15 protein-coding genes are annotated in these 20,752 nt (G+C 59.5%); 6 read left to right on the top strand and 9 right to left on the bottom strand.

Annotation, left to right across the window (positions count from 1 at the left end):
- Nucleotides 1-51: 51 nt before the first annotated feature.
- The 4 genes from lpdA to pdhR all read right to left on the bottom strand — a co-directional run bounded on the left by lpdA (nucleotide 52) and on the right by pdhR (nucleotide 7,200).
- Complete coding sequence (gene lpdA / locus ATE40_RS17300; RefSeq protein ID WP_004937500.1) at nucleotides 52-1,476, bottom strand: dihydrolipoyl dehydrogenase; 1,425 nt, start codon at nucleotides 1,474-1,476, stop codon at nucleotides 52-54.
- Between the two features lie 233 nt (nucleotides 1,477-1,709).
- Nucleotides 1,710-3,593: a pyruvate dehydrogenase complex dihydrolipoyllysine-residue acetyltransferase gene (gene aceF, locus ATE40_RS17305; protein WP_063919682.1), complete on the bottom strand. Its 1,884-nt coding sequence runs from the start codon at nucleotides 3,591-3,593 to the stop codon at nucleotides 1,710-1,712.
- 13 nt (nucleotides 3,594-3,606) lie between these two features.
- A complete protein-coding gene (gene aceE / locus ATE40_RS17310; protein ID WP_063919683.1) occupies nucleotides 3,607-6,270 on the bottom strand; it encodes a pyruvate dehydrogenase (acetyl-transferring), homodimeric type in 2,664 nt (887 codons plus the stop codon).
- Between the two features lie 165 nt (nucleotides 6,271-6,435).
- Nucleotides 6,436-7,200 (bottom strand): pyruvate dehydrogenase complex transcriptional repressor PdhR, encoded by a 765-nt coding sequence (gene pdhR, locus ATE40_RS17315; RefSeq protein WP_004937490.1) that lies wholly within the window; start codon nucleotides 7,198-7,200, stop codon nucleotides 6,436-6,438.
- A gap of 631 nt (nucleotides 7,201-7,831) precedes the next feature.
- Here pdhR and ATE40_RS17320 point away from each other — a divergent pair.
- Nucleotides 7,832-9,208, top strand: coding sequence for an amino acid permease (locus ATE40_RS17320; RefSeq protein ID WP_019456078.1), 1,377 nt, complete (start codon nucleotides 7,832-7,834; stop codon nucleotides 9,206-9,208).
- A gap of 66 nt (nucleotides 9,209-9,274) precedes the next feature.
- Here the strand turns inward: ATE40_RS17320 and ATE40_RS17325 are convergent, their stop codons facing one another.
- The 3 genes from ATE40_RS17325 to ATE40_RS17335 are packed head-to-tail and all read right to left on the bottom strand — an operon-like array spanning nucleotide 9,275 to nucleotide 13,847.
- Nucleotides 9,275-10,510: a cytochrome c gene (locus ATE40_RS17325; protein WP_063919684.1), complete on the bottom strand. Its 1,236-nt coding sequence runs from the start codon at nucleotides 10,508-10,510 to the stop codon at nucleotides 9,275-9,277.
- A complete protein-coding gene (locus ATE40_RS17330) occupies nucleotides 10,507-11,061 on the bottom strand; it encodes a (2Fe-2S)-binding protein (RefSeq protein WP_063919685.1) in 555 nt (184 codons plus the stop codon). Before ATE40_RS17330 ends, ATE40_RS17325 begins: the two co-directional genes overlap by 4 nt.
- Entirely contained in the window at nucleotides 11,058-13,847 is a 2,790-nt protein-coding gene (locus tag ATE40_RS17335; protein WP_063919686.1) for a xanthine dehydrogenase family protein molybdopterin-binding subunit, read from the bottom strand. The genes ATE40_RS17330 and ATE40_RS17335 overlap by 4 nt, the downstream gene beginning before the upstream one ends.
- Nucleotides 13,848-14,055: 208 nt before the next feature.
- Between ATE40_RS17335 and ATE40_RS17340 the strand changes: the two genes are divergently transcribed.
- Entirely contained in the window at nucleotides 14,056-14,640 is a 585-nt protein-coding gene (locus ATE40_RS17340) for a nucleotidyltransferase family protein (protein ID WP_063919687.1), read from the top strand.
- Nucleotides 14,641-14,648: 8 nt separating this feature from the next.
- Nucleotides 14,649-15,701 carry an XdhC family protein gene (locus ATE40_RS17345; protein ID WP_063919688.1) on the top strand — a complete coding sequence of 351 codons (1,053 nt, stop codon included), beginning with the start codon at nucleotides 14,649-14,651 and terminating at the stop codon, nucleotides 15,699-15,701.
- Here ATE40_RS17345 and ATE40_RS17350 read toward each other — a convergent pair.
- Together ATE40_RS17350 and fumA are read right to left on the bottom strand one after the other, a co-directional pair.
- Nucleotides 15,625-16,491, bottom strand: coding sequence for a helix-turn-helix domain-containing protein (locus ATE40_RS17350; protein ID WP_019456084.1), 867 nt, complete (start codon nucleotides 16,489-16,491; stop codon nucleotides 15,625-15,627). The genes ATE40_RS17345 and ATE40_RS17350 overlap by 77 nt on opposite strands.
- 153 nt (nucleotides 16,492-16,644) lie before the next feature.
- Nucleotides 16,645-18,291, bottom strand: a complete 1,647-nt coding sequence (gene fumA, locus ATE40_RS17355; protein ID WP_063919689.1) for a class I fumarate hydratase FumA — start codon at nucleotides 18,289-18,291, stop codon at nucleotides 16,645-16,647.
- Between the two features lie 349 nt (nucleotides 18,292-18,640).
- Between fumA and ATE40_RS17360 the strand changes: the two genes are divergently transcribed.
- The 3 genes from ATE40_RS17360 (at nucleotide 18,641) to rsmE (ending at nucleotide 20,751) form a co-directional block, all read left to right on the top strand.
- Nucleotides 18,641-19,153, top strand: a complete 513-nt coding sequence (locus tag ATE40_RS17360) for a SprT family zinc-dependent metalloprotease (protein WP_063919690.1) — start codon at nucleotides 18,641-18,643, stop codon at nucleotides 19,151-19,153.
- Nucleotides 19,154-19,254: 101 nt separating this feature from the next.
- Complete coding sequence (endA, locus tag ATE40_RS17365) at nucleotides 19,255-19,950, top strand: deoxyribonuclease I (protein WP_063919691.1); 696 nt, start codon at nucleotides 19,255-19,257, stop codon at nucleotides 19,948-19,950.
- A 69-nt stretch (nucleotides 19,951-20,019) separates the two neighbouring features.
- A complete protein-coding gene (gene rsmE / locus ATE40_RS17370; RefSeq protein WP_019456087.1) occupies nucleotides 20,020-20,751 on the top strand; it encodes a 16S rRNA (uracil(1498)-N(3))-methyltransferase in 732 nt (243 codons plus the stop codon).
- Nucleotide 20,752 lies beyond the last annotated feature (1 nt).

The following is a 20,752-nucleotide window of genomic DNA, read 5'->3' on the forward strand; positions in this document are numbered from 1 at the left end:
AAAAACGGCCCCTTTTCAGGAGCCGCTTGTTAACCGGTCAAGCCAGCAGAATTACTTCTTCTTGGCTTTCGGGTTAGGCAGGTCGGTGATGCTGCCTTCATAGATTTCCGCCGCCAGACCCACGGATTCGTGCAGGGTCGGGTGAGCGTGGATGGTCAGCGCGATGTCTTCCGCGTCGCAGCCCATCTCGATAGCCAGACCGATTTCACCCAGCAGCTCGCCGCCGTTGGTGCCGACAATCGCGCCACCGATGATGCGGTGAGTTTCTTTGTCGAAGATCAGTTTGGTCATGCCGTCTGCACAGTCGGAAGCGATCGCACGGCCGGAAGCCGCCCACGGGAAGGTGGAGGTTTCGTAGCTGATGCCTTTCTCTTTCGCTTCTTTCTCGGTCAGACCCACCCATGCCACTTCCGGCTCGGTGTAAGCGATGGATGGGATCACTTTCGGGTCGAAGTAGTGCTTCATGCCGGCGATGACTTCCGCGGCAACGTGGCCTTCGTGCACGCCTTTGTGCGCCAGCATCGGCTGACCGACGATGTCGCCGATAGCGAAGATGTGCGGCACGTTGGTGCGCAGCTGTTTGTCGACGTTGATGAAGCCACGCTCGTCAACTTCAACACCGGCTTTGCCGGCATCCAGCAGTTTGCCGTTCGGCACGCGGCCGATCGCCACCAGCACCGCGTCGTAACGCTGTGGTTCTGCCGGCGCTTTTTTACCTTCCATCGTGACGTAGATGCCGTCTTCTTTGGCTTCTACCGCGGTCACTTTGGTTTCCAGCATCAGGTTGAACTGCTTGCTGATGCGCTTGGTGAAGACTTTCACCACGTCTTTATCTGCAGCCGGGATAACCTGATCGAACATTTCAACCACGTCGATCTGTGAACCCAGCGCATGGTATACGGTGCCCATTTCCAGGCCGATGATGCCGCCGCCCATAACCAGCAGACGCTCTGGGACGGTTTTCAGTTCCAGCGCATCGGTAGAATCCCACACGCGTGGATCTTCATGAGGAATGAATGGCAGTTGGATCGGACGAGAACCTGCAGCGATGATGGCGTTGTCGAAGTTGATGGTGGTTGGGCCGTTTTCGCCTTCCACAACCAGGGTGTTAGCGCCGGTGAACTTGCCCAGGCCGTTGACCACTTTCACTTTACGGCCTTTCGCCATGCCAGCCAGACCGCCGGTCAGCTGAGTGATGACTTTTTCTTTCCAGACGCGCACTTTATCGATGTCGGTTTTCGGCTCGCCGAAAACGATGCCGTGTTCGGCCAGCGCTTTGGCTTCTTCGATCACTTTGGCAACGTGCAGCAGTGCTTTGGAAGGGATACATCCCACGTTCAGGCAAACCCCGCCCAGAGTGGAATAACGTTCAACCAGAACGGTTTCAAGACCTAAGTCAGCGCAACGAAAGGCTGCAGAGTAACCTGCCGGGCCCGCCCCAAGTACCACGACCTGAGTTTTAATTTCAGTACTCATCATGACCTCTTAATTGATTGTCCGGCGGGTCAGACGTCATTTTTATTGCTAATCGATCTCATAACGCCCTTCATCCACCGGGACGCTTACACCGCGAGCAGTTTACAGAATTGTTAATAATCTGCAAAGCGTGTTCGAGTGACCCGTGTCTCAACAATTTTGTCGAGTAATGCAAAATCCGACAAAACTGCTACAGAATCGTCAGGGGCGCAGCATGCTGCGCCCCTTTTGCATTACATCACCAGACGGCGAATGTCGGACAACATGTTGTTGATGATGGTGATGAAGCGCGCACCATCGGCACCGTCGATAACGCGGTGGTCGAAGGACAGCGACATCGGCATCATCAGGCGCGGCATGAACTCTTTACCGTTCCAGACCGGCTCCATCGCAGACTTGGAGACGCCCAGGATTGCCACTTCCGGCGCATTGACGATCGGCGCGAAGTGAGTCGTCCCGATACCGCCCAGGCTGGAGATGGTGAAGCAACCGCCCTGCATCTCGCCCGCGGTCAGCTTGCCGTCGCGCGCTTTCTTGGAGATGGCCATCAGTTCGCGAGACAGCTCGGTGATGCTCTTCTTGTTCACGTCCTTGAACACCGGAACCACCAGGCCGTTCGGGGTATCTACCGCCACGCCGATGTTGATGTATTTCTTCAGCGTCAGCTTCTGGCCATCTTCGGACAGCGAGCTGTTGAAGCGCGGCATCTGCTCCAGAGCGGCGGCGACGGCTTTCATGATGAACACGACAGGCGTGAACTTCACGTCCAGCTTGCGCTTGGCCGCTTCTTCGTTCTGCTGCTTGCGGAACGCTTCCAGATCGGTGATGTCGGTTTTGTCGAAGTGAGTCACGTGCGGGATCATCACCCAGTTGCGGCTCAGGTTCGCGCCAGAGATTTTCTGGATGCGGCCCATTTCGACTTCTTCGATCTCGCCGAACTTGCTGAAGTCCACTTTCGGCCATGGCAGCATGCCCGGCAGACCGCCGCCGGCAGCAGCCGGGGCCGCTTCGGCGCGTTTCACCGCGTCTTTCACGTAAGTCTGAACGTCTTCGCGCAGGATGCGGCCTTTACGACCGGTGCCTTTCACTTTCGCCAGGTTAACGCCGAACTCACGCGCCAGACGACGAATGACCGGGGTCGCGTGCACGTAGGCCGCGTTCTCGGCGAACTCGCCCTTGTCGTCAGCTTTCGCAGCTGGTGCGGCGGCTTTAGCGGCGGCCGGAGCCGGCGCAGCTTCCGCTTTAGCAGCTGGAGCGGCGGCAGCGGCTGGCGCAGCGCCTTCCACTTCGAACACCATGATCAGGGAGCCGGTTTTCACTTTGTCGCCGGTCGCGATCTTGATCTCTTTCACGGTACCCGCGAACGGCGCAGGCACTTCCATAGAAGCCTTGTCGCCTTCCACGGTGATCAGAGACTGCTCGGCGGCAACCTTGTCGCCTACCTTAACCATCACTTCGGTCACTTCGACTTCGTCGCCGCCGATATCCGGCACGGCGACGTCTTTGGCCGCAGAGGCCGCTGGCGCTGCAGCGGCGGCAGGAGCTTGCGCCGCAACCGGGGCCGCAGCGGATGCGGCGCCGGCCACTTCGAACACCATGATCAGGGAGCCGGTTTTCACTTTGTCGCCGGTCGCGATCTTGATCTCTTTCACGGTGCCCGCGAACGGCGCAGGGACTTCCATGGAAGCCTTGTCGCCTTCAACGGTGATCAGGGACTGCTCGGCTTCCACCTTGTCGCCCACTTTCACCAGGATCTCGGTCACTTCAACTTCGTCGGCGCCGATGTCCGGCACGGCAACGTCTTTGGCCGCAGCGGCAGCCGGGGCAGCTGCTGCTGCCGCCGGTTTTTCTTCCGCTTTCGCCGCCGGTGCAGCTTCCGCTGCGCCTGCCGCTTCGAAGATCATGATCAGTTTGCCGGTTTCAGTTTTATCGCCGACCGCCACTTTGATCTCTTTCACCACGCCCGCCTGCGGGGATGGCACTTCCATGGAAGCCTTGTCGCCCTCCACGGTGATCAGCGATTGTTCCACTTCAACTTTATCGCCGACCTTCACCAGAATCTCGGTGATTTCGACTTCATCTGCACCGATGTCCGGTACGTTGATTTCGATAGACATTATTCAGTACCTCTTAGGCCAGACGCGGGTTAACTTTTTCTGGGTTGATGTTGAATTTCTTGATTGCATCAGCAACCACAGAAGCTTCGATCTCACCGCGTTTAGCCAGTTCGCCCAGAGCAGCAACCACCACGTAAGACGCATCGACTTCGAAGTGGTGACGCAGGTTTTCGCGGCTGTCCGAACGACCGAAGCCGTCGGTGCCCAGTACGCGATAATCGCTGGCCGGCACATAAGTACGAACCTGCTCGGCGAACAGTTTCATGTAGTCGGTAGAGGCTACCGCCGGCGCGTCGCTCATCACCTGAGCGATGTAAGGCACGCGTGGCGTTTCGGTTGGGTGCAGCATGTTCCAGCGCTCGCAGTCCTGGCCGTCGCGCGCCAGTTCGGTGAACGAGGTCACGCTGTAGGTGTCGGAACCCACGCCGTAGTCCTTCGCCAGGATCTGCGCAGCTTCACGCACGTGGCGCAGGATGGCCCCGGAGCCCAGCAGCTGTACTTTGCCTTTGCTGCCTTCCAGCGTTTCCAGCTTGTAGATACCCTTGCGAATACCCTCTTCCGCACCCTGCGGCATCGCAGGCATGTGGTAGTTTTCGTTCAGCGTGGTCAGGTAGTAGTACACGTTTTCTGGGTTGTCGCCATACATGCGCACCAGACCGTCGTGCATGATTACCGCTACTTCGTACGCGTAAGCCGGATCGTAAGAGATGCAGTTAGGGATGGTCAGAGACTGAATGTGGCTGTGGCCATCTTCGTGCTGCAGACCTTCGCCGTTCAGGGTAGTACGGCCCGACGTCCCGCCGATCAGGAAGCCGCGCGCCTGTTGGTCGCCTGCTGCCCAGCACAGGTCGCCGATACGTTGGAAACCGAACATCGAGTAGTAGATGTAGAACGGAATCATCGGCAGATCGTTGGTGCTGTAGGAAGTCGCTGCGGCCAGCCAGGAAGAAGCTGCGCCCAGTTCGTTGATGCCTTCCTGCAGGATTTGGCCTTTCTCGTCTTCTTTGTAGTAAGCAACCTGCTCACGGTCCTGCGGAGTGTACTGCTGGCCGTTCGGGCTGTAGATACCGATCTGACGGAACAGACCTTCCATACCGAAGGTACGCGCTTCGTCAGCGATGATTGGCACCAGGCGATCTTTGATCGACTTGTTCTTCAGCATCACGTTCAGGGCACGCACGAAGGCGATAGTGGTGGAGATCTCTTTGTTCTGCTCTTCCAGCAGCGAGCTGAAATCTTCCAGCGCCGGCATTTCCAGCTTCTGGGTGAACTCCGGCAGACGAGTCGGCACGTAGCCTTTCAGCGCCTGGCGACGTTCGTGCAAGTATTTGTACTCTTCGGAATCTTTCTCGAAGGTGATGTACGGCAGTTTTTCGATGTCAGCATCGGCAACTGGCACGTTGAAACGATCGCGGAAGTGGTGAACCCCTTCCATGTTCATTTTCTTCACCTGGTGAGCGATGTTTTTACCTTCCGCGGTTTCACCCATGCCGTAACCTTTGATGGTGTGGGCCAGGATAACGGTCGGTTTGCCTTTGGTGTCCTGCGCTTTTTTCAGTGCAGCGAAGATTTTCTTCGGATCGTGACCACCACGGTTCAGCGCCCAGATTTCGTCGTCGGTCATGTCTTTGACCAGCGCAGCGGTTTCCGGGTAACGGCCGAAGAAGTGCTCGCGCACGTAAGCGCCGTCTTTGGATTTGAAGGTCTGGTAGTCGCCGTCCAGGGTCTCGTTCATCAGCTGAACCAGTTTACCGCTGGTGTCTTTACGCAGCAGCTCGTCCCAACGGCCGCCCCAGATCACTTTCAGCACCTGCCAGCCTGCGCCGGAGAAGATGCCTTCCAGTTCGTTGATGATCTTGCCGTTACCGGTGACCGGGCCGTCCAGACGCTGCAGGTTGCAGTTGATGACGAACACCAGGTTGTCCAGCTTCTCGCGGGTCGCGATGGTGATGGCGCCTTTGGATTCCGGCTCATCCATCTCGCCGTCGCCCAGGAAGGCGTAAACGGTTTGATCAGAGGTGTCTTTCAGGCCACGGTGTTCCAGGTACTTCAGGAACTTCGCCTGATAGATGGCGCTGATTGGGCCCAGGCCCATGGAAACGGTCGGGAACTGCCAGAATTCCGGCATCAGCTTAGGATGCGGGTAAGACGACAGGCCGTTGCCGTGCACTTCCTGACGGAAGTTGTTCATTTGTTCTTCGGTCAGGCGGCCTTCAAGGAAGGCACGCGCGTAAACGCCCGGAGAGATGTGGCCCTGGAAGTACACCAGGTCGCCGCCGTCTTTCTCGTTGCGTGCGCGGAAGAAGTGGTTAAAGCAGACTTCATAGAAGGTCGCGGAAGACTGGAAGGAAGCCATGTGGCCGCCCAGCTCCAGGTCTTTTTTGGATGCGCGCAGAACGGTCATGACCGCGTTCCAACGGATCGCTGAACGAATGCGGCGCTCCAGATCCAGGTTGCCCGGGTAAGCCGGTTCGTCTTCGACCGCGATGGTGTTGACGTAGTTGTGCGCTGCAGCACCGGCCGCAACGTTAACGCCGCCTTTGCGGGCTTCTCCCAATACCTGATCAATCAGAAACTGAGCTCGCTCAACACCCTCTTCACGGATGACCGATTCGATCGCCTGCAGCCAGTCGCGGGTTTCGATCGGATCCACGTCATTGTTTAAACGTTCTGACATGGTGGTATTCCTTATCTGTCTAATGGTTTGTTTGGAGCCTGTCTTCCTGTGCTCTGTGAAAAAACACACGAAGACAGGCCCATCAGTTTAGTTGCCGCTTAAGTACTTAACTAAGTACCTCGAACTTAACCCCCGCAGGCTGGTGTACCCTGAAGAGGACAGCTCTTAATCCTTGCGTTGCTGGAGACGCCGTAGCGATCTCTCGCGTCGGGTATGCTCCCGGCTGAGATCCAGCAAGATTTCCTCGATAAACGCCAAGTGGCGATGCGAGGCTTCACGGGCCTTTTCCGGCTCGCGTGCCACAATCGCCTCAAAAATTCCGGCGCGGTGGCTGCTCACTTTTGCCAACATCTCACGGCGCGAGTAGAGCAATTCAAAGTTCTGACGCACGTTCTGTTCCAGCATCGGCCCCATGCAGCGTAGCAGGTGAAGTAACACAACGTTGTGGGCGGCTTCGGTCACGGCGATTTGATACTGCATGACCGCATCGGCTTCGGCGTCGAGATCGCCGCTGTCCTGAGCCTGCTGAATCACAATGTGGCAATCGCGGATGCGCGCCAGATCTTCATCGGTGCCGCGCAGCGCCGCGTAATAGGCGGCGATGCCTTCCAGCGCGTGACGGGTTTCCAGCAGATCGAACTGTGATTCGGGATGGTCGGCCAGCAGCTCGGCCAGCGGATCGCTGAAGCTCTGCCACAGATTAGTTTGCACGAAGGTGCCGCCGCCCTGACGGCGCAGGAGCAGCCCTTTCGCTTCCAGGCGCTGAATGGCCTCTCTCAGAGAAGGACGGGAGACATCAAACTGTTTCGCCAGCTCGCGCTCCGGAGGCAGTTTTTCGCCTGGGCGCAGTGTCCCCTCGAGGATCAGATATTCGAGCTGTTGCTCGATAACATCTGACAACTTGGGTTGGCGGATTTTGCTGTAGGCCATGAGTGAATTCTTCTCTGCGAATGGCGCGGAGTCAATTGGTAATACCAATTTCAAAAACGTGACGGTAAAGTAACAAAGTATTCACCTCCTGTCCATACGGGCCTTGATCGAAATCAGGTTACCCGCACATTTTAACACCCCGCTGAAAACCCCGCTGCAAACCGGTAACGCCGTGATGGTATTACCATTTACGCGACGGGTTATGGATTTAACTTTTACCAAACCTTACGCAAGGAAGAGTGCAAACTTTTTGCCCGAGTTTTATTGCATGGTTATTACGCTTTGATGAATGACTATTTGGCGAGCAATACGGTGCTGATTTGTTCATTATTTGAACGCAGCCCACCGCACAGATCTACGTTATTTTTGCGCATTATGTGATTTGTTGCTTATTTCATGCACTGAATCCCCCCCGCCGTCACACAACCCGCATTTTGTTTCCTAAACTGCTGCAATCTTAATCACTCACACGACAAAGCAGGTGCAAACCGACGCACATAACATTATTCTCTGCCAAACGGTAGCGGCGCCGTGGAATTAATAGATATAACGTCGTAAATAAAACAAAACACACATCGTAACCACTGCTTTACAGGCATGTGGGCATTCACAACGACAGAGGGTTAGATTGATGGATGGTCAACAGCATGGTGACCAGCTGAAACGCGGCCTGAAAAACCGCCATATTCAGCTCATCGCCTTAGGTGGCGCAATCGGCACCGGATTATTTCTCGGTATCGCTCAAACAATAAAAATGGCCGGCCCGTCAGTGCTTCTCGGCTACGCCATCGGTGGCTTCATCGCGTTTCTGATCATGCGCCAGCTGGGGGAAATGGTGGTGGAAGAGCCGGTCGCCGGTTCCTTCAGCCACTTCGCCTACAAATACTGGGGCAACTTCGCCGGCTTCGCCTCCGGCTGGAACTACTGGGTGCTGTATGTCCTGGTGGCGATGGCGGAGCTGACCGCGGTCGGCATCTACGTACAGTACTGGTGGCCGGAGATCCCCACCTGGGTTTCCGCCGCGGTGTTCTTCCTGGCGATCAACGCCATTAACCTGGCCAACGTCAAAGTTTACGGCGAGATGGAGTTCTGGTTCGCCATCATCAAGGTGGTAGCGATTATCGGCATGATCGTGTTCGGCGCCTACCTGCTGTTCAGCGGCCTGGGCGGCCCGGAAGCCACCGTCACCAACCTGTGGGCGCAAGGCGGGTTCTTCCCGAACGGCATCATGGGCCTGGTGATGGCGATGGCGGTGATCATGTTCTCCTTCGGCGGCCTCGAGCTGGTCGGCATCACCGCCGCCGAAGCCGACAACCCGCAAAAGAGCATCCCGAAAGCCACCAATCAGGTGATCTACCGCATCCTGATCTTCTATATCGGTTCACTGGCCATTCTGCTGTCGCTGTACCCGTGGGGCAAAGTGGTCGAAGGCGGCAGCCCGTTCGTGCTGATCTTCCACGCGCTGAACAGTAACCTGGTGGCGACCGTGCTGAACATCGTGGTGCTCACCGCCGCGCTGTCGGTCTACAACAGCTGCGTCTACTGCAACAGCCGCATGCTGTACGGCCTGGCGCAGCAGGGCAACGGGCCGAAAAGCCTGCTGAAGGTCGATGGCCGCGGCGTGCCGGTGGTGGCCATCGGCATTTCCGCCCTCGCCACCGCGCTGTGCGTGCTGATTAACTACCTGATCCCGGGCCGCGCCTTCGAACTGCTGATGGCGCTAGTGGTGTCGGCGCTGGTGATCAACTGGGCGATGATAAGCCTGGCGCACCTGAAATTCCGCGCCGCCAAAAACCGCGAAGGCGTAGTGCCGAAGTTCAAAGCGTTCTGGTACCCGTTCAGCAACTACCTGTGCCTGCTGTTCATGGCCGGCATCCTGGTGATCATGTATCTGACGCCGGGCATTCAAATCTCGGTGCTGCTGATCCCTGTGTGGGTGGCGATCCTGGCCGTCGGTTACGCCATCAAACAGCGCAGCCAACGCGTCGACGGCGTCACCAGCCGTTGAATCCCGTAACCGCGCAATAAATAAAACGGCCCGCAGATGCGGGCCATTTTTTTGCCTGAACGCCGCTTACTTACGCAGCGCTTTCACCTGCTCGGCGGTGATATCCGCCGGCAAACCGCCCCAGGTCACACGCAGGTAATTCACCAGCTCGGCCACGTCAGCATCGCTCAGCCGCTCACCGAAGCCCGGCATGCTCTGCATGCTTTCACCGTTCGGGAACTGCTGGGCCGGCAGGCCGTCCAGCACCGACACGATCAGGTTCTTGCCGTCCGCCTGGCGCAGCGTGGCGTTATCGCGCATCGCCGGCGCGACGTGCGGTTTGCCCTCGCCTTCGCGCGCATGGCAGCCGGCACACTGATCCAGATAGGTCATGCGCCCGACATCGCTGCCCTGGCCCACTGTTACCGGCACTGCCGCCGGCGGCTGCTCGCCCATCAGATACAGCGCCAATGCCTGATGGTCTTGCGGCGTCAAATGACGGGTGCTGAGATCCACCACCATATGCATTTCACTGAAGGCGGAACCCTGCGGTGCAAGGCCGGTGCTGAGGAAGCGGCTGACGTCCTGCGGCGTCCAGCCGCGCTGCGCCAGGCCATGCGGCGTAATGTCCGGCGCCATGAAGCGACCGAGATCGCCGCCCTGCATCGGCTTGCCGAGATCCATCTGCCCCAGCGCGCCGCGCGGCGTGTGGCATTCACCACAGTGGCCCAGCACATCGGCCAGATAGCGGCCGCGCTGCCATTGCGGCGAGCTGCCCTGCGAACTGGCCGGCAGCGGATCCTGGCTGCGGAACAGCAGATTCCAGCCGATCAGCGCCATCCGCTGGTTGAACGGGAACGGCATCTCGTTGGCCGGAATGGCCACGTCTACCGCCGGACGCGTCATCAGGTAAGCATAGATATCATCGGCGTCCTGACGCGAAATACCCTTGTACGAGGTGTAAGGCATCGCCGGATACAGATGGCGCCCGCCCGGTGCCACGCCCTGCGTCAGCGCCAGGAAGAAGTCGTCCTTGCTCCAGCGCCCGATGCCGTGATCGGCCGACGGCGTCAGGTTGCTGCCGTAAATCGTGCCGAACGGCGTGTCCAGCGGATAGCCGCCGGCCAACGGCGCCCCGCCGCTGGCGGTATGACAGGCGGCGCAGTCGGCGGCCTGCGCCAGATAGCGGCCGCGGGCGATCTGTTCGGCGCTGGCGGTCACCTGCTGCACCGGACCGTCGTAACGGCGGTTTTCCCGCCACCACAACAGCGCAATCACCACGATCGCCACCAGCAAAATCAACCCTGCGAGACGTTTTTTCATTGTGCCGTCTCCTTTAACAGCCCCGGCGTTTTCAGCACCACGTCGCGCACCGCTTCGTAGTAACGCACGTAGCCGGTGCAGCGACAGATATGGCTGTCCAGCGCCTGCTCGATGGCGTTTTCCAGCTGATCGCGGGCAATCGGCTCACGCTTGAGCTTTTCCACGAAAATGGTGGCGGCATTGACGAAGCCCGGCGTGCAGTAGCCGCACTGGAAGCTGTAGTGCTCCAGAAACGCCTGCTGGATCGGCGACAGCTCAACCACCTCGCCCTGTTCGTCCACCTTGGCGTGGCCCTCGACGGTGCGCACTTTCTTGCCGTTGAAGAAATGCGCGCCGGTGATGCAGGTACGCACCTCTTCGCTGGTGCCGCTCGGGTGATCGACGATCGCCACGCAAGCGTGGCAAATGCCCTGCCCGCAACCGAGGCGAGAACCGGTCAGATCGAGATACTCGTGCAGGAAATCGATCATCATCAAGCCTTCCGGCACCTCGATCGGGCCGTACGGTTTCTCGTTGATAGTCAGGGAGATCGGCTGGGTTTTAATGCTCATTGTAATACCTCACGAATATTTTCTGCACGAACGGGCAAATCACGGAAACGGTGGCCGGTGGCGTCGGCGATGGCGTTGACCAGCGCGGCCACGATCGGGATCATCACCACCTCCGCCATGCCTTTCGGCGGATCGGTTTCCGACAGCGCCGGCAGGATGTCGCCGCTCTGTTTCCACACCGCCACGTCGCTGGCGCGCGGCAGGTGGTAACGGTTGAAGTTCCAGGTGCCGTTGCCCGGGCCGTCTTCGTACAGCGGTAAATATTCGTGCAGCGCGTGGCCGATGCCCATCGCCAGCCCGCCCTGCAGCTGGCCGGAAACCAGTTCCGGCACGATCAGGTTGCCGCACTCCATGATCGAATGGTGATTCAGCAGTTCCACCTGGCCGGTGGCGATATCCACCGCCACTTCCGCCAGCGTGCCGACGGCGCTGTAGTAGGTCACCGCCGCATTGTTGCGCTGGGTCGGCGGGTAGTAGACCTGCCCGCGCGCCAGCGGTTTGAATTCGCCGCCGGCGTTGCGCAGCGCCATGCCGTCGACCGGCAGGCGTTCGCTTTTGCCGTTCAGCGTGAAATCGGCCTCCGCCCACTGCCAGCGGTTGAAGACATGCACCGCCGCGCCGGTGACGCCGCCCATCTTATAAGCCGTCTTGGCCAGCAGTTCGAGGCTCAGCACCGACATGCCCGCCGCCGTCAGGCCGCCTTCGACCCAACGCGCATCTTCGCGCCGCACCACCAACGGCGCCGCCTGGCCGCCGCCGATACCGGCCTGCCACAGCGCCATCGCCGCCGGCCACAGGCCGTGATCGAAGATCAGGCGCGCCGCTTCGCGGGTGCTGTGTGAGAAGTAATAGGCCGAGTTGCTGGCGCTGGACGGCGAACAGTAGCTCGGCGTCCAGTTAGGGTTGGTTTGCAGCTTGTCCTGCTCTTGCTGCGACATCAGGTAAGGATCGCCGCTGGTGACCATCGGTAGCACCGACCAGTCGGTGACCGAGAAGTGCGCTTCGTCGGCCGGTTTGCCCAGCCACTGGGCGCACAGCACCGACTGCGAGGTCGACATGCCGGTGCCCATCTCCGCGCCGCTGTGATGCAGGGTGATGCGGCCATCTTCGCTCAGCTCCACCCGGGCGAACGAAGTTTCCGCCCCGGTGCCGAAATCTTTCTGCACGCAGCCGAAACCAACGCCATAGCGCTTGCCGGGATGACGGCTCTCAAACTCGGCCTTGCGTTCGGCGCGCTTGAGCCACATCTCATGCTTCGCCGCCTTCTCCAGCACTTCATCGGCGCGGATCGCACCGGCCGGGATCGCCCCCTGAGTGTTTTTCATACCGGATTTCAGCACGTTGCGCAGGCGAAACTCGATAGGGTCGATCTTCAGCTCGGCGGCCAGTTCATCCACCATCATCTCGGTGGCGGCCATGCTCTGCAGCGTGCCGTAACCACGCGCCGAACCGGCGTCGATGGCGCGTGAAGCTAATCCGACCGACGACAGATCGCTTTTCGGGAAGTAGTAAATCGACTGGGCGGCGGTCGCGCCGACCATCACCACCGAAGGGGTAAAGTTGCTGCGGCCGCCGCCGTCCGCGGTCATGTCACCGAGGAACGACTGCATGACGCCGGTCTGACGGTTCACCGCGATGCGGTAGTTCATGTCGAACGCGTGACGCTTCAGCGCCGTCTGGAACTGTTCGAAGCGGTCGTTGGCCAGGCGCACCGGATGGCCGTCACCGTACATCGCCGCCACTGCGCCGTAATACGGGAAGTTGTAGTGATCTTTCGAACCGTAGCCCACGGTGTAGCACGGGTGCAGGATCAGCTGTTTCACCGGCGGGTTGCGTTTGGCCAGCATGCGCGGCATTTCGTCGGCCACTTCCTGCGGCGACTGGGTCGGCACCACCAGATGCAGCGTTTGCGTCTGTGCGTCAAACCAGCCGTTGGCGTTGTCCGGCTCCAGCGCCGAGGTGTCGATGGACTGCGTGGTGTAACGGCGCGACATCACCAGCCAATCGGCCGGCGGATTCGCCAGCTCGTCGGCGATCAGGCCCGCATAGCGCATGCCTTCCTGATCCAGCTTGCCGCCCTCGCGCCCTTCCGGCCATACCGGCAGGTGTTTTTTCATCGACACCGGGAAAATCGGCGTGTCCTTCAGGCTGGAGAAGCGATCGTCGTCGAACGGCTGCTCCCCGCCCACCCGCACATAGCGGAAGCTGCCCCAGGGATCGCGCTCCAGCGGGCCGGTCACCGCGCCGTATTTGATGGTCTCTTCACGGAATTTCAGCTTGTCCTTGGCGAAACGGAAACGGGCGAAGTCGTGATAGATCAGGATTGCCACCGCCTGGCCAAGGTAGGCCGGGGTTTTGCCGCTCGGCAGCAGCATGTCATCACCGTAGAACGCCGGGAAAGCCAGGCCGTCGCGCGCCAGATCTTCCGCCGTCACCAGGCGATCCGGCTGCAGATCGTCCCCCAGCAGCGACAGATCGACCCCTTCGAACAGCCGGTCGGCTTGGGTGACGCGCAGAATAAAGGCGTGCGCCTGTTTCTGCGGCCAGTGCGGCATGTCCACCGCGCGGATATCGCGTGCGAACACCTTCTGCCCCATAACCTTGGCGCGGCCGTCGATGCGGAAACGCACGCGCTTGGCCTGCGGATCCCAGTTGGGCGACTGGAGGATTTTTTGCTCGAACAGCGCGGCGTAGGCGCGGCTGTACAAAGGCGCGAGGTACACGGATACCCCCGCAATCACGGCGCTTTTGATAAAGCGGCGCCGCGACGGGTTGAAATTGCTCATAAATAAGTCCTTCACGTCTTTCTTGTAATTGGTTTTTGTTCGCGGTGTTGTTGCGCAAACGCTGACGACCTTGCCGTAGACGTCATAAGCATATGCTTATAACTAAAATTATGTGATGATTAACAGGCTGTTTTCAACAAAAAAACATTTGCAAAACACTTATGGTTTGTATGCTAATAAATAATTTGCGCAAACGCGGGCTTCAACCATGACTACGGGCATTGTCATTACCGCCGCCGGACGCGGGGAGCGATTTATTCAGGCCGGCGGCCAGGGCAACAAGTTAAACGCAGGATTTGCCGATGCGGCGGGCGAGCGGCGTTCGCTGTTCGAGCACACCCTATGCCAGGCGCTGGCTTCCGGCCTGCCGGTACAGGTTGTGACCCGGCCGGATAATCTGCCGGTACTGGCAGCCTGCGCCGCCAACCAGGTGCCGGTCACCCTGCTCGCCAGCGCGGGCCTCGGCGACTCGATCGCCGCGGGCGTTGCGGCCACGTCGCACTGGCAAGGCTGGTTGATCCACCTGGCGGATATGCCGTTCGTCAGCGCCGATGTCTTTCGACAGGTGGCGAACGCCTTACGGCAACACGCGATCGTGCGCCCCAGCTATGCGCAACAGCCCGGTCACCCGGTCGGCTTTTCCGCCCTATTGCGCAAACAACTTTGCCAATTGCACGGCGATAATGGCGCGCGTGGGCTGCTGCAAGGCGCAGCGGTACACCTGTTGCCGCTTGAGCACCCCGGCGTCGTGCAGGATATTGATCTTCCATCGCAACTCCCGGCCAGCGAGTAAATTCACCTATGCAACATCTTGATGTCACCGTGGTCAGCCAGGCGATAAGCTGGCTGCAACAACAGCCGGTCTGGCTATGCACCGTGCTCAGCACCTACGGCTCTTCGCCGCGGTCGCCGGGCGCGCTGATGGCGGCGACCCGTGACGGCCGCTACAGCGGCTCATTGTCGGGCGGGTGCGTGGAGGAAGACTTTCTGCGGCGCGTGGCCGCCGGGGAGTATCAGGCGGCCAGCCAGGTGATCCGTTACGGCGAAGGCGGCATGACGCCCAATGTAGCGCTGCCGTGCGGCGGCGTGTTGGACGTGCTGATCGAGTATCTGCCGGCGGGAGAAGCCAGCGTCGCTTACCTGCAGCGCATCGCCGGCGCGCTGGAAGGGCATCATGCGTTGCTCAAACGCCTGACGCTGCCCAACGCCTGCCATAGCCTTGAGCAGAGCCATTTCACCAGCGCCACTCAGGTTGAACGCCGGCTCGAGCAGATCACCCTGCATATCGCGGCCGCGCCGCGCCTGCTGATCGCCGGGCTGTCCAGCGTGGCGCTGTACTGCGCCGATTTCGCCGTAGCGCTGGGGTTTGAGGTGCTGGTGTGCGAGAACCGCCCTGAGGCGCTGGACAACTTCGCCGCCGAGCTGAAGCCCGGCGTGACGCTGCTGCGCCAGTTTCCGGCCAAGTTCATCGAGGAAGGCGGCTGCCATGCCAACACCGCCGTCGTGGCGCTGACCCACGATCCGCGGATGGACGACCTGACACTGATGGAAGCGATCCACACCCCGGCGTTTTACATCGGCGCCATGGGCTCGCTCAGAAACAGCGCGCGGCGGCGCCAGCGTTTGCAGCAGATCGCCGAGTTCACGCCGCAGGAGCTGGAACGCATCCATGCGCCGATCGGCCTGCCGCTCGGCAGCAAAACCCCGGCGGAAATCGCCCTGGCGGTGATGGCGGCTATCGTGCAGCAAAAAAACCGGCTGCCGGCCGCCGACGGGCTCAGTGCAGCGGCACCACCGGCACCAGATGCTGCAGCTCCAGGTGCAGCTCCTCTTTCCCGCTCAGCGAATAGCTGAACACCGTCATGTCCGGCCCGTCACCGCGGGCCAGCCCCATTTCGGGCAGCACCTGCGTGTAAATCTTAATGATGTGATCGTTGAGCGCCACCGGCTTGCCTGAATAGCGAAAACGGCAAAACTCGCCGTGGATCTCCGGCAGCGGCTCCAGCGCCACGCCTTCGCGCAGCGGATATTCCGTCTTCACGCCCAGGGTATAGTCGACTCTGACCCGCTCGCCGTCCGGCACCAGCTGGGTAAATGAATAGGTCTGCGTCGGGCGCTCGCCCAACAAGGTGTAGAACTGCGCCCGCAGCGCGCTGCGCAGCGGCAGGTGCGACTTATCCAGATTCTCGATATCCAGATGGTACGCGTAATGCTTGCCGTGAAACGCGTATTGTCCTCTGGCGATGCTGACGCGTTCGACCTGAATATCGCCGGGCTGGCTGGCCGCCAGCGAACGCACCAGGTTGCTGAAGTCCTGTTTGCGGGCATGGCGATACACGCTGGGCGATTCGGCGAAGTGTTTCTTGAAACAGCGCGAGAACGTCTGCTGATTATCGAATTGATATTCTACCGAAATATCGAGGATGCTCTTCTGCGTGAAACGCAAGGCGAAAGCGGCGAGATAGAGGCGGCGAGCGCGAATGTAAGAGGCTAACGACAATCCGGTCTGCTTCTTGAACATGCGCTGCAGGTACCATTTCGTATAGCCTGACTTGGCGGAAACGATATCCAACGACAGCGGATTGGTCAGGTTATCTTCAATCCAGACCAGCAGTTCCCTGATATGATTTTCCTGCGTTCCCATGTGCTTGCTGAAACCTTCTGTTGCCGATATTCCATTAGTCGAATTTTAGTGCTATCCACGTAGGGTATACAGGTTAAAACTCGGCGTCCAGCAAGCTACAGGACTTTACACAACCCCCTCCACCGCCCGCAGGCGGTGGAGGGGGAGCAGCGATTATTTCAGGCAGCTGGAGCACTGACCGGCCTGGATCTTCTGGAAGAAGTCATTGCCTTTGTCATCCACCAGGATAAACGCCGGGAAATCTTCCACTTCGATTTTCCAGATCGCTTCCATACCCAGCTCAGGATACTCCACGCACTCCAGGCTCTTGATGCTCTGCTGCGCCAGCACCGCCGCCGGGCCGCCGATGCTGCCGAGGTAGAAACCGCCGTGCTTGTGGCAGGCATCCGTCACCTGCTGGCTGCGGTTGCCTTTCGCCAGCATGATCATGCTGCCGCCGTGGGATTGCAGCAGATCGACATAGGAATCCATACGCCCGGCGGTGGTTGGCCCCAACGAACCGGACGCATAGCCTTCCGGCGTTTTGGCCGGGCCGGCGTAATAGATCGGGTGATCCTTGACGTACTGCGGCAGGCCTTCACCGCGATCCAGACGCTCTTTCAGCTTGGCGTGCGCGATATCGCGACCGACGATGATGGTGCCGCTCAGCGACAGACGGGTGGAAACCGGGTACTGCGACAGCTGTTTGAGGATCTCGGCCATCGGGCGGTTGAGATCGACCTTGATCGCCTCGCCCTCCCCGGCCTGGCGCAGCTCCTGAGGAATGAATTTACCCGGATTGTGCTCCAGTTTTTCCAGCCAGATACCGTCGCGGTTGATCTTGCCTTTGATGTTTCGGTCCGCCGAGCAGGAGACACCCATGCCGACCGGGCAGGACGCGCCGTGGCGCGGCAGGCGCACTACGCGGATATCGTGCGCGAAGTATTTACCGCCGAACTGTGCGCCCAGCCCCAGATTCTGCGCTTCTTGCAGCAGTTCCGCTTCGAGTTCCAGATCGCGGAACGCCTGGCCATGCTCGTTGCCTTCGGTCGGCAGACCGTCGTAATACTTGGTCGAGGCCAGCTTGACGGTTTTCAGCGTCGCTTCTGCCGAGGTGCCGCCGATGACGAACGCCACGTGATACGGCGGGCAAGCCGCAGTGCCCAGCGTGCGCATCTTGTCGACCAGATAGTTTTTCAGTTTGCCCGGCGACAGCAGCGCCTTGGTTTCCTGATACAGATAGGTTTTGTTGGCGGAGCCGCCGCCCTTGGCGATGCACAGGAACTTGTACTCTTCGCCGTCCACGCTGTAGAGATCGATCTGCGCCGGCAGGTTGCTGCCGGTATTGACCTCTTTGTACATATCCAGCGCGGCGTTCTGCGAATAGCGCAGGTTTTCTTCGATGTAGGTGTTATATACCCCGCGCGACAGGGCAGCTTCATCGCCGCCGCCAGTCCAGACGCGTTGGCCTTTCTTGCCCACGATGATCGCCGTGCCGGTGTCCTGGCAGGTCGGTAAAATACCCTTGGCGGCGATTTCTGAGTTACGCAGAAATTGCAGCGCAACGTACTTGTCGTTTTCGCTGGCGTCCGGATCTTTGAGGATATCGGCCACCTGCTGTTGGTGCGCCGGGCGCAGCATGAACGACGCGTCGTGGAACGCGTGCTGGGCAAGCAGGGTTAACGCTTCAGGGGCAACTTTCAGAACTTCCTGGCCTTCAAATTCGCTCACGGAAACGTGGTCGCGGCTCAGCAGGTAGTATTCGGTATCGTCTTTCTTCAGCGGGAACGGATCTTGATAGTGGAACGGTTTATTCGACATTGATCTCTCACTTGCAACATCAGCTGCGTTAAATTCACACTTGCGGCGCACGGCTCGGCGCCTTGTCAAAAAACTGCCTCCACCTTACGTATTTTTAATCAGTCAGTTATTGCGCCAAATCGCAAAATAACCGCTCTTTGCGTAAGGGATTACCACAGGCGGCGTTTCAACCTTGCTCGGTGAGAACTGCGGGTACAGGCTCATCATGCACGCTTTATTATCCCGCAGTTAACACATTGATTACAATCCATCGGCAGCGATCGTCTTATCAATGTGGTGAAAAAGCGCCGGATGCGGATTTGCGACGGGCATATTGTCAGCCGCCCCGCCATTGCTTAAGCTAGCCGCAATGAACAAACCAAGAATCCCCATCGCGCTGCAACAAGCGGTGATGCGCTGCCTGCGAGAAAAGCTGCAGTTGGCCCGCCAGCATTTTGCCGCCGAATTCCCCGAACCCAGCATCGTCTATCAGCAACGCGGCACCAGCGCGGGCACCGCCTGGCTGCAAAGTTGGGAAATCCGCCTGAATCCGGTGCTGCTGCTGGAAAACCAACAGCCGTTTATCGATGAAGTGGTGCCGCACGAGCTGGCGCACCTGCTGGTGTTTCGCCAATTCGGCCGGGTGGCGCCGCACGGCCGCGAATGGCGCTGGATGATGGAAAGCGTGTTGTTGACGCCCGCCAGCCGCACTCACCGTTTCGAAACCGCCTCGGTGCAAAGCAAAACCTTCCCCTACCGCTGCGGCTGCGGGCAGCACCAGCTCACCATCCGCCGCCATAACCGCGTGCTGCGCGGCGAAAGCGAATACCGCTGCCGCCGCTGCGGTGAGAAACTGAAATTTCTCGCCAGCGAGAACCTTTAGCTAAACGATTTATACGTTAAAACAAGCAAATATCGCCATTTGCCACTGCCGGCAAGTTCCGCTACCCTGCCTGCTTTTCCAATTTTGAGCTGTTTTGGAATATGCTTCGCAGAATTTTGTTTATGGCGGTTTTCACCGCAGGCGCCGCACAGGCGCACGGCATCAATAACTTCTCTCAGGCCAAAGCGGCGGCGGCCAAGATTAACCAGGATGCGCCAGGCAGTTTTTACTGCGGCTGCCGTATCGACTGGCAAGGTAAAAAAGGCATCCCGGATCTCGCCGGCTGTGGCTATCAGGTGCGTAAAAACGCCCAGCGCGCACAGCGCATCGAATGGGAACACGTGGTGCCGGCCTGGCAGTTCGGCCACCAGCTGCAGTGCTGGCAAGACGGCGGGCGCAAGAACTGCAACAAAGACGCCACCTATCGCCAGATAGAAACCGATCTGCACAACCTGCAGCCGGCGATCGGCGAAGTGAACGGCGACCGCAACAACTTCATGTACAGCCAATGGAACGGCGGCGAAGGCCAGTACGGACAGTGTCCGATGAAAGTGGACTTCAAGAATAAACAGGCGGAACCGCCTGCCCGCGCCCGCGGTGCCATCGCCCGCACCTACTTCTACATGCGCGATCGCTACCAGCTGCGGCTATCGCGCCAGCAAACCCAGCTGTTCGAGGTGTGGAACCGGCAATATCCGGTGAGCCAATGGGAATGTCAGCGCGAAGCACGTATCGCCAAGGTGCAGGGCAACCACAACCCCTATATTCAACAGGCTTGTCAGCAGCGGAAAAGCTAACCTACTATAGCCGTTATCTTTCATGGTGCCGCCAACCTGCGGCACCGTTTCGTCAGGATCAGACTACCCATGCGCATACCCCGCATTTACCATCCGCAACCGCTGACCGACCAGGCGGAGATCGCCCTCAGCGAGGACGCAGCCAACCATGTCGGGCGCGTGCTGCGCATGAGCGCCGGCCAGGCGCTGCAGCTGTTCGACGGCAGCAACCAGGTGTTCGACGCCGAGATAGTTCGGGTGGACAAGAAGAGCGTGCTGGTGCGCCTCGGCGACGGCCGCGTAGATGACATCGAATCGCCGCTCAACCTGCATCTGGGCCAGGTGATCTCGCGCGGCGAGAAGATGGAGTTCACCATCCAGAAATCCATCGAGCTGGGCGTCAACGTCATCACCCCGCTGTTTTCCGAGCGCTGCGGCGTCAAACTGGACGGCGAGCGTCTGGCGAAGAAAATCCAGCAATGGCAAAAGATCGCCATCGCCGCCTGCGAACAGTGCGGCCGCAACCGCATTCCGGAAATCCGCGAGGCGATGTCGCTGGAGGCCTGGTGCGCCGAGCAGGACGGCAGCCTGAAGCTCAACCTGCACCCGCGCGCCAGCCACAGCATCAACACGTTGCCGCAGCCGGTGGATCGCGTTCGCCTGCTGATCGGCCCGGAAGGCGGTTTGTCCGCTGACGAAATCGCCATGACCACCGACCACGGATTTACTGATATTCTGCTGGGACCACGCGTTCTGCGTACCGAAACCACAGCGCTCACCGCCATTACCGCTCTGCAGGTCCGCTTCGGCGACCTGGGTTAAA

Source organism: Serratia surfactantfaciens (genome assembly GCF_001642805.2).
Lineage (GTDB): Bacteria > Pseudomonadota > Gammaproteobacteria > Enterobacterales > Enterobacteriaceae > Serratia > Serratia surfactantfaciens.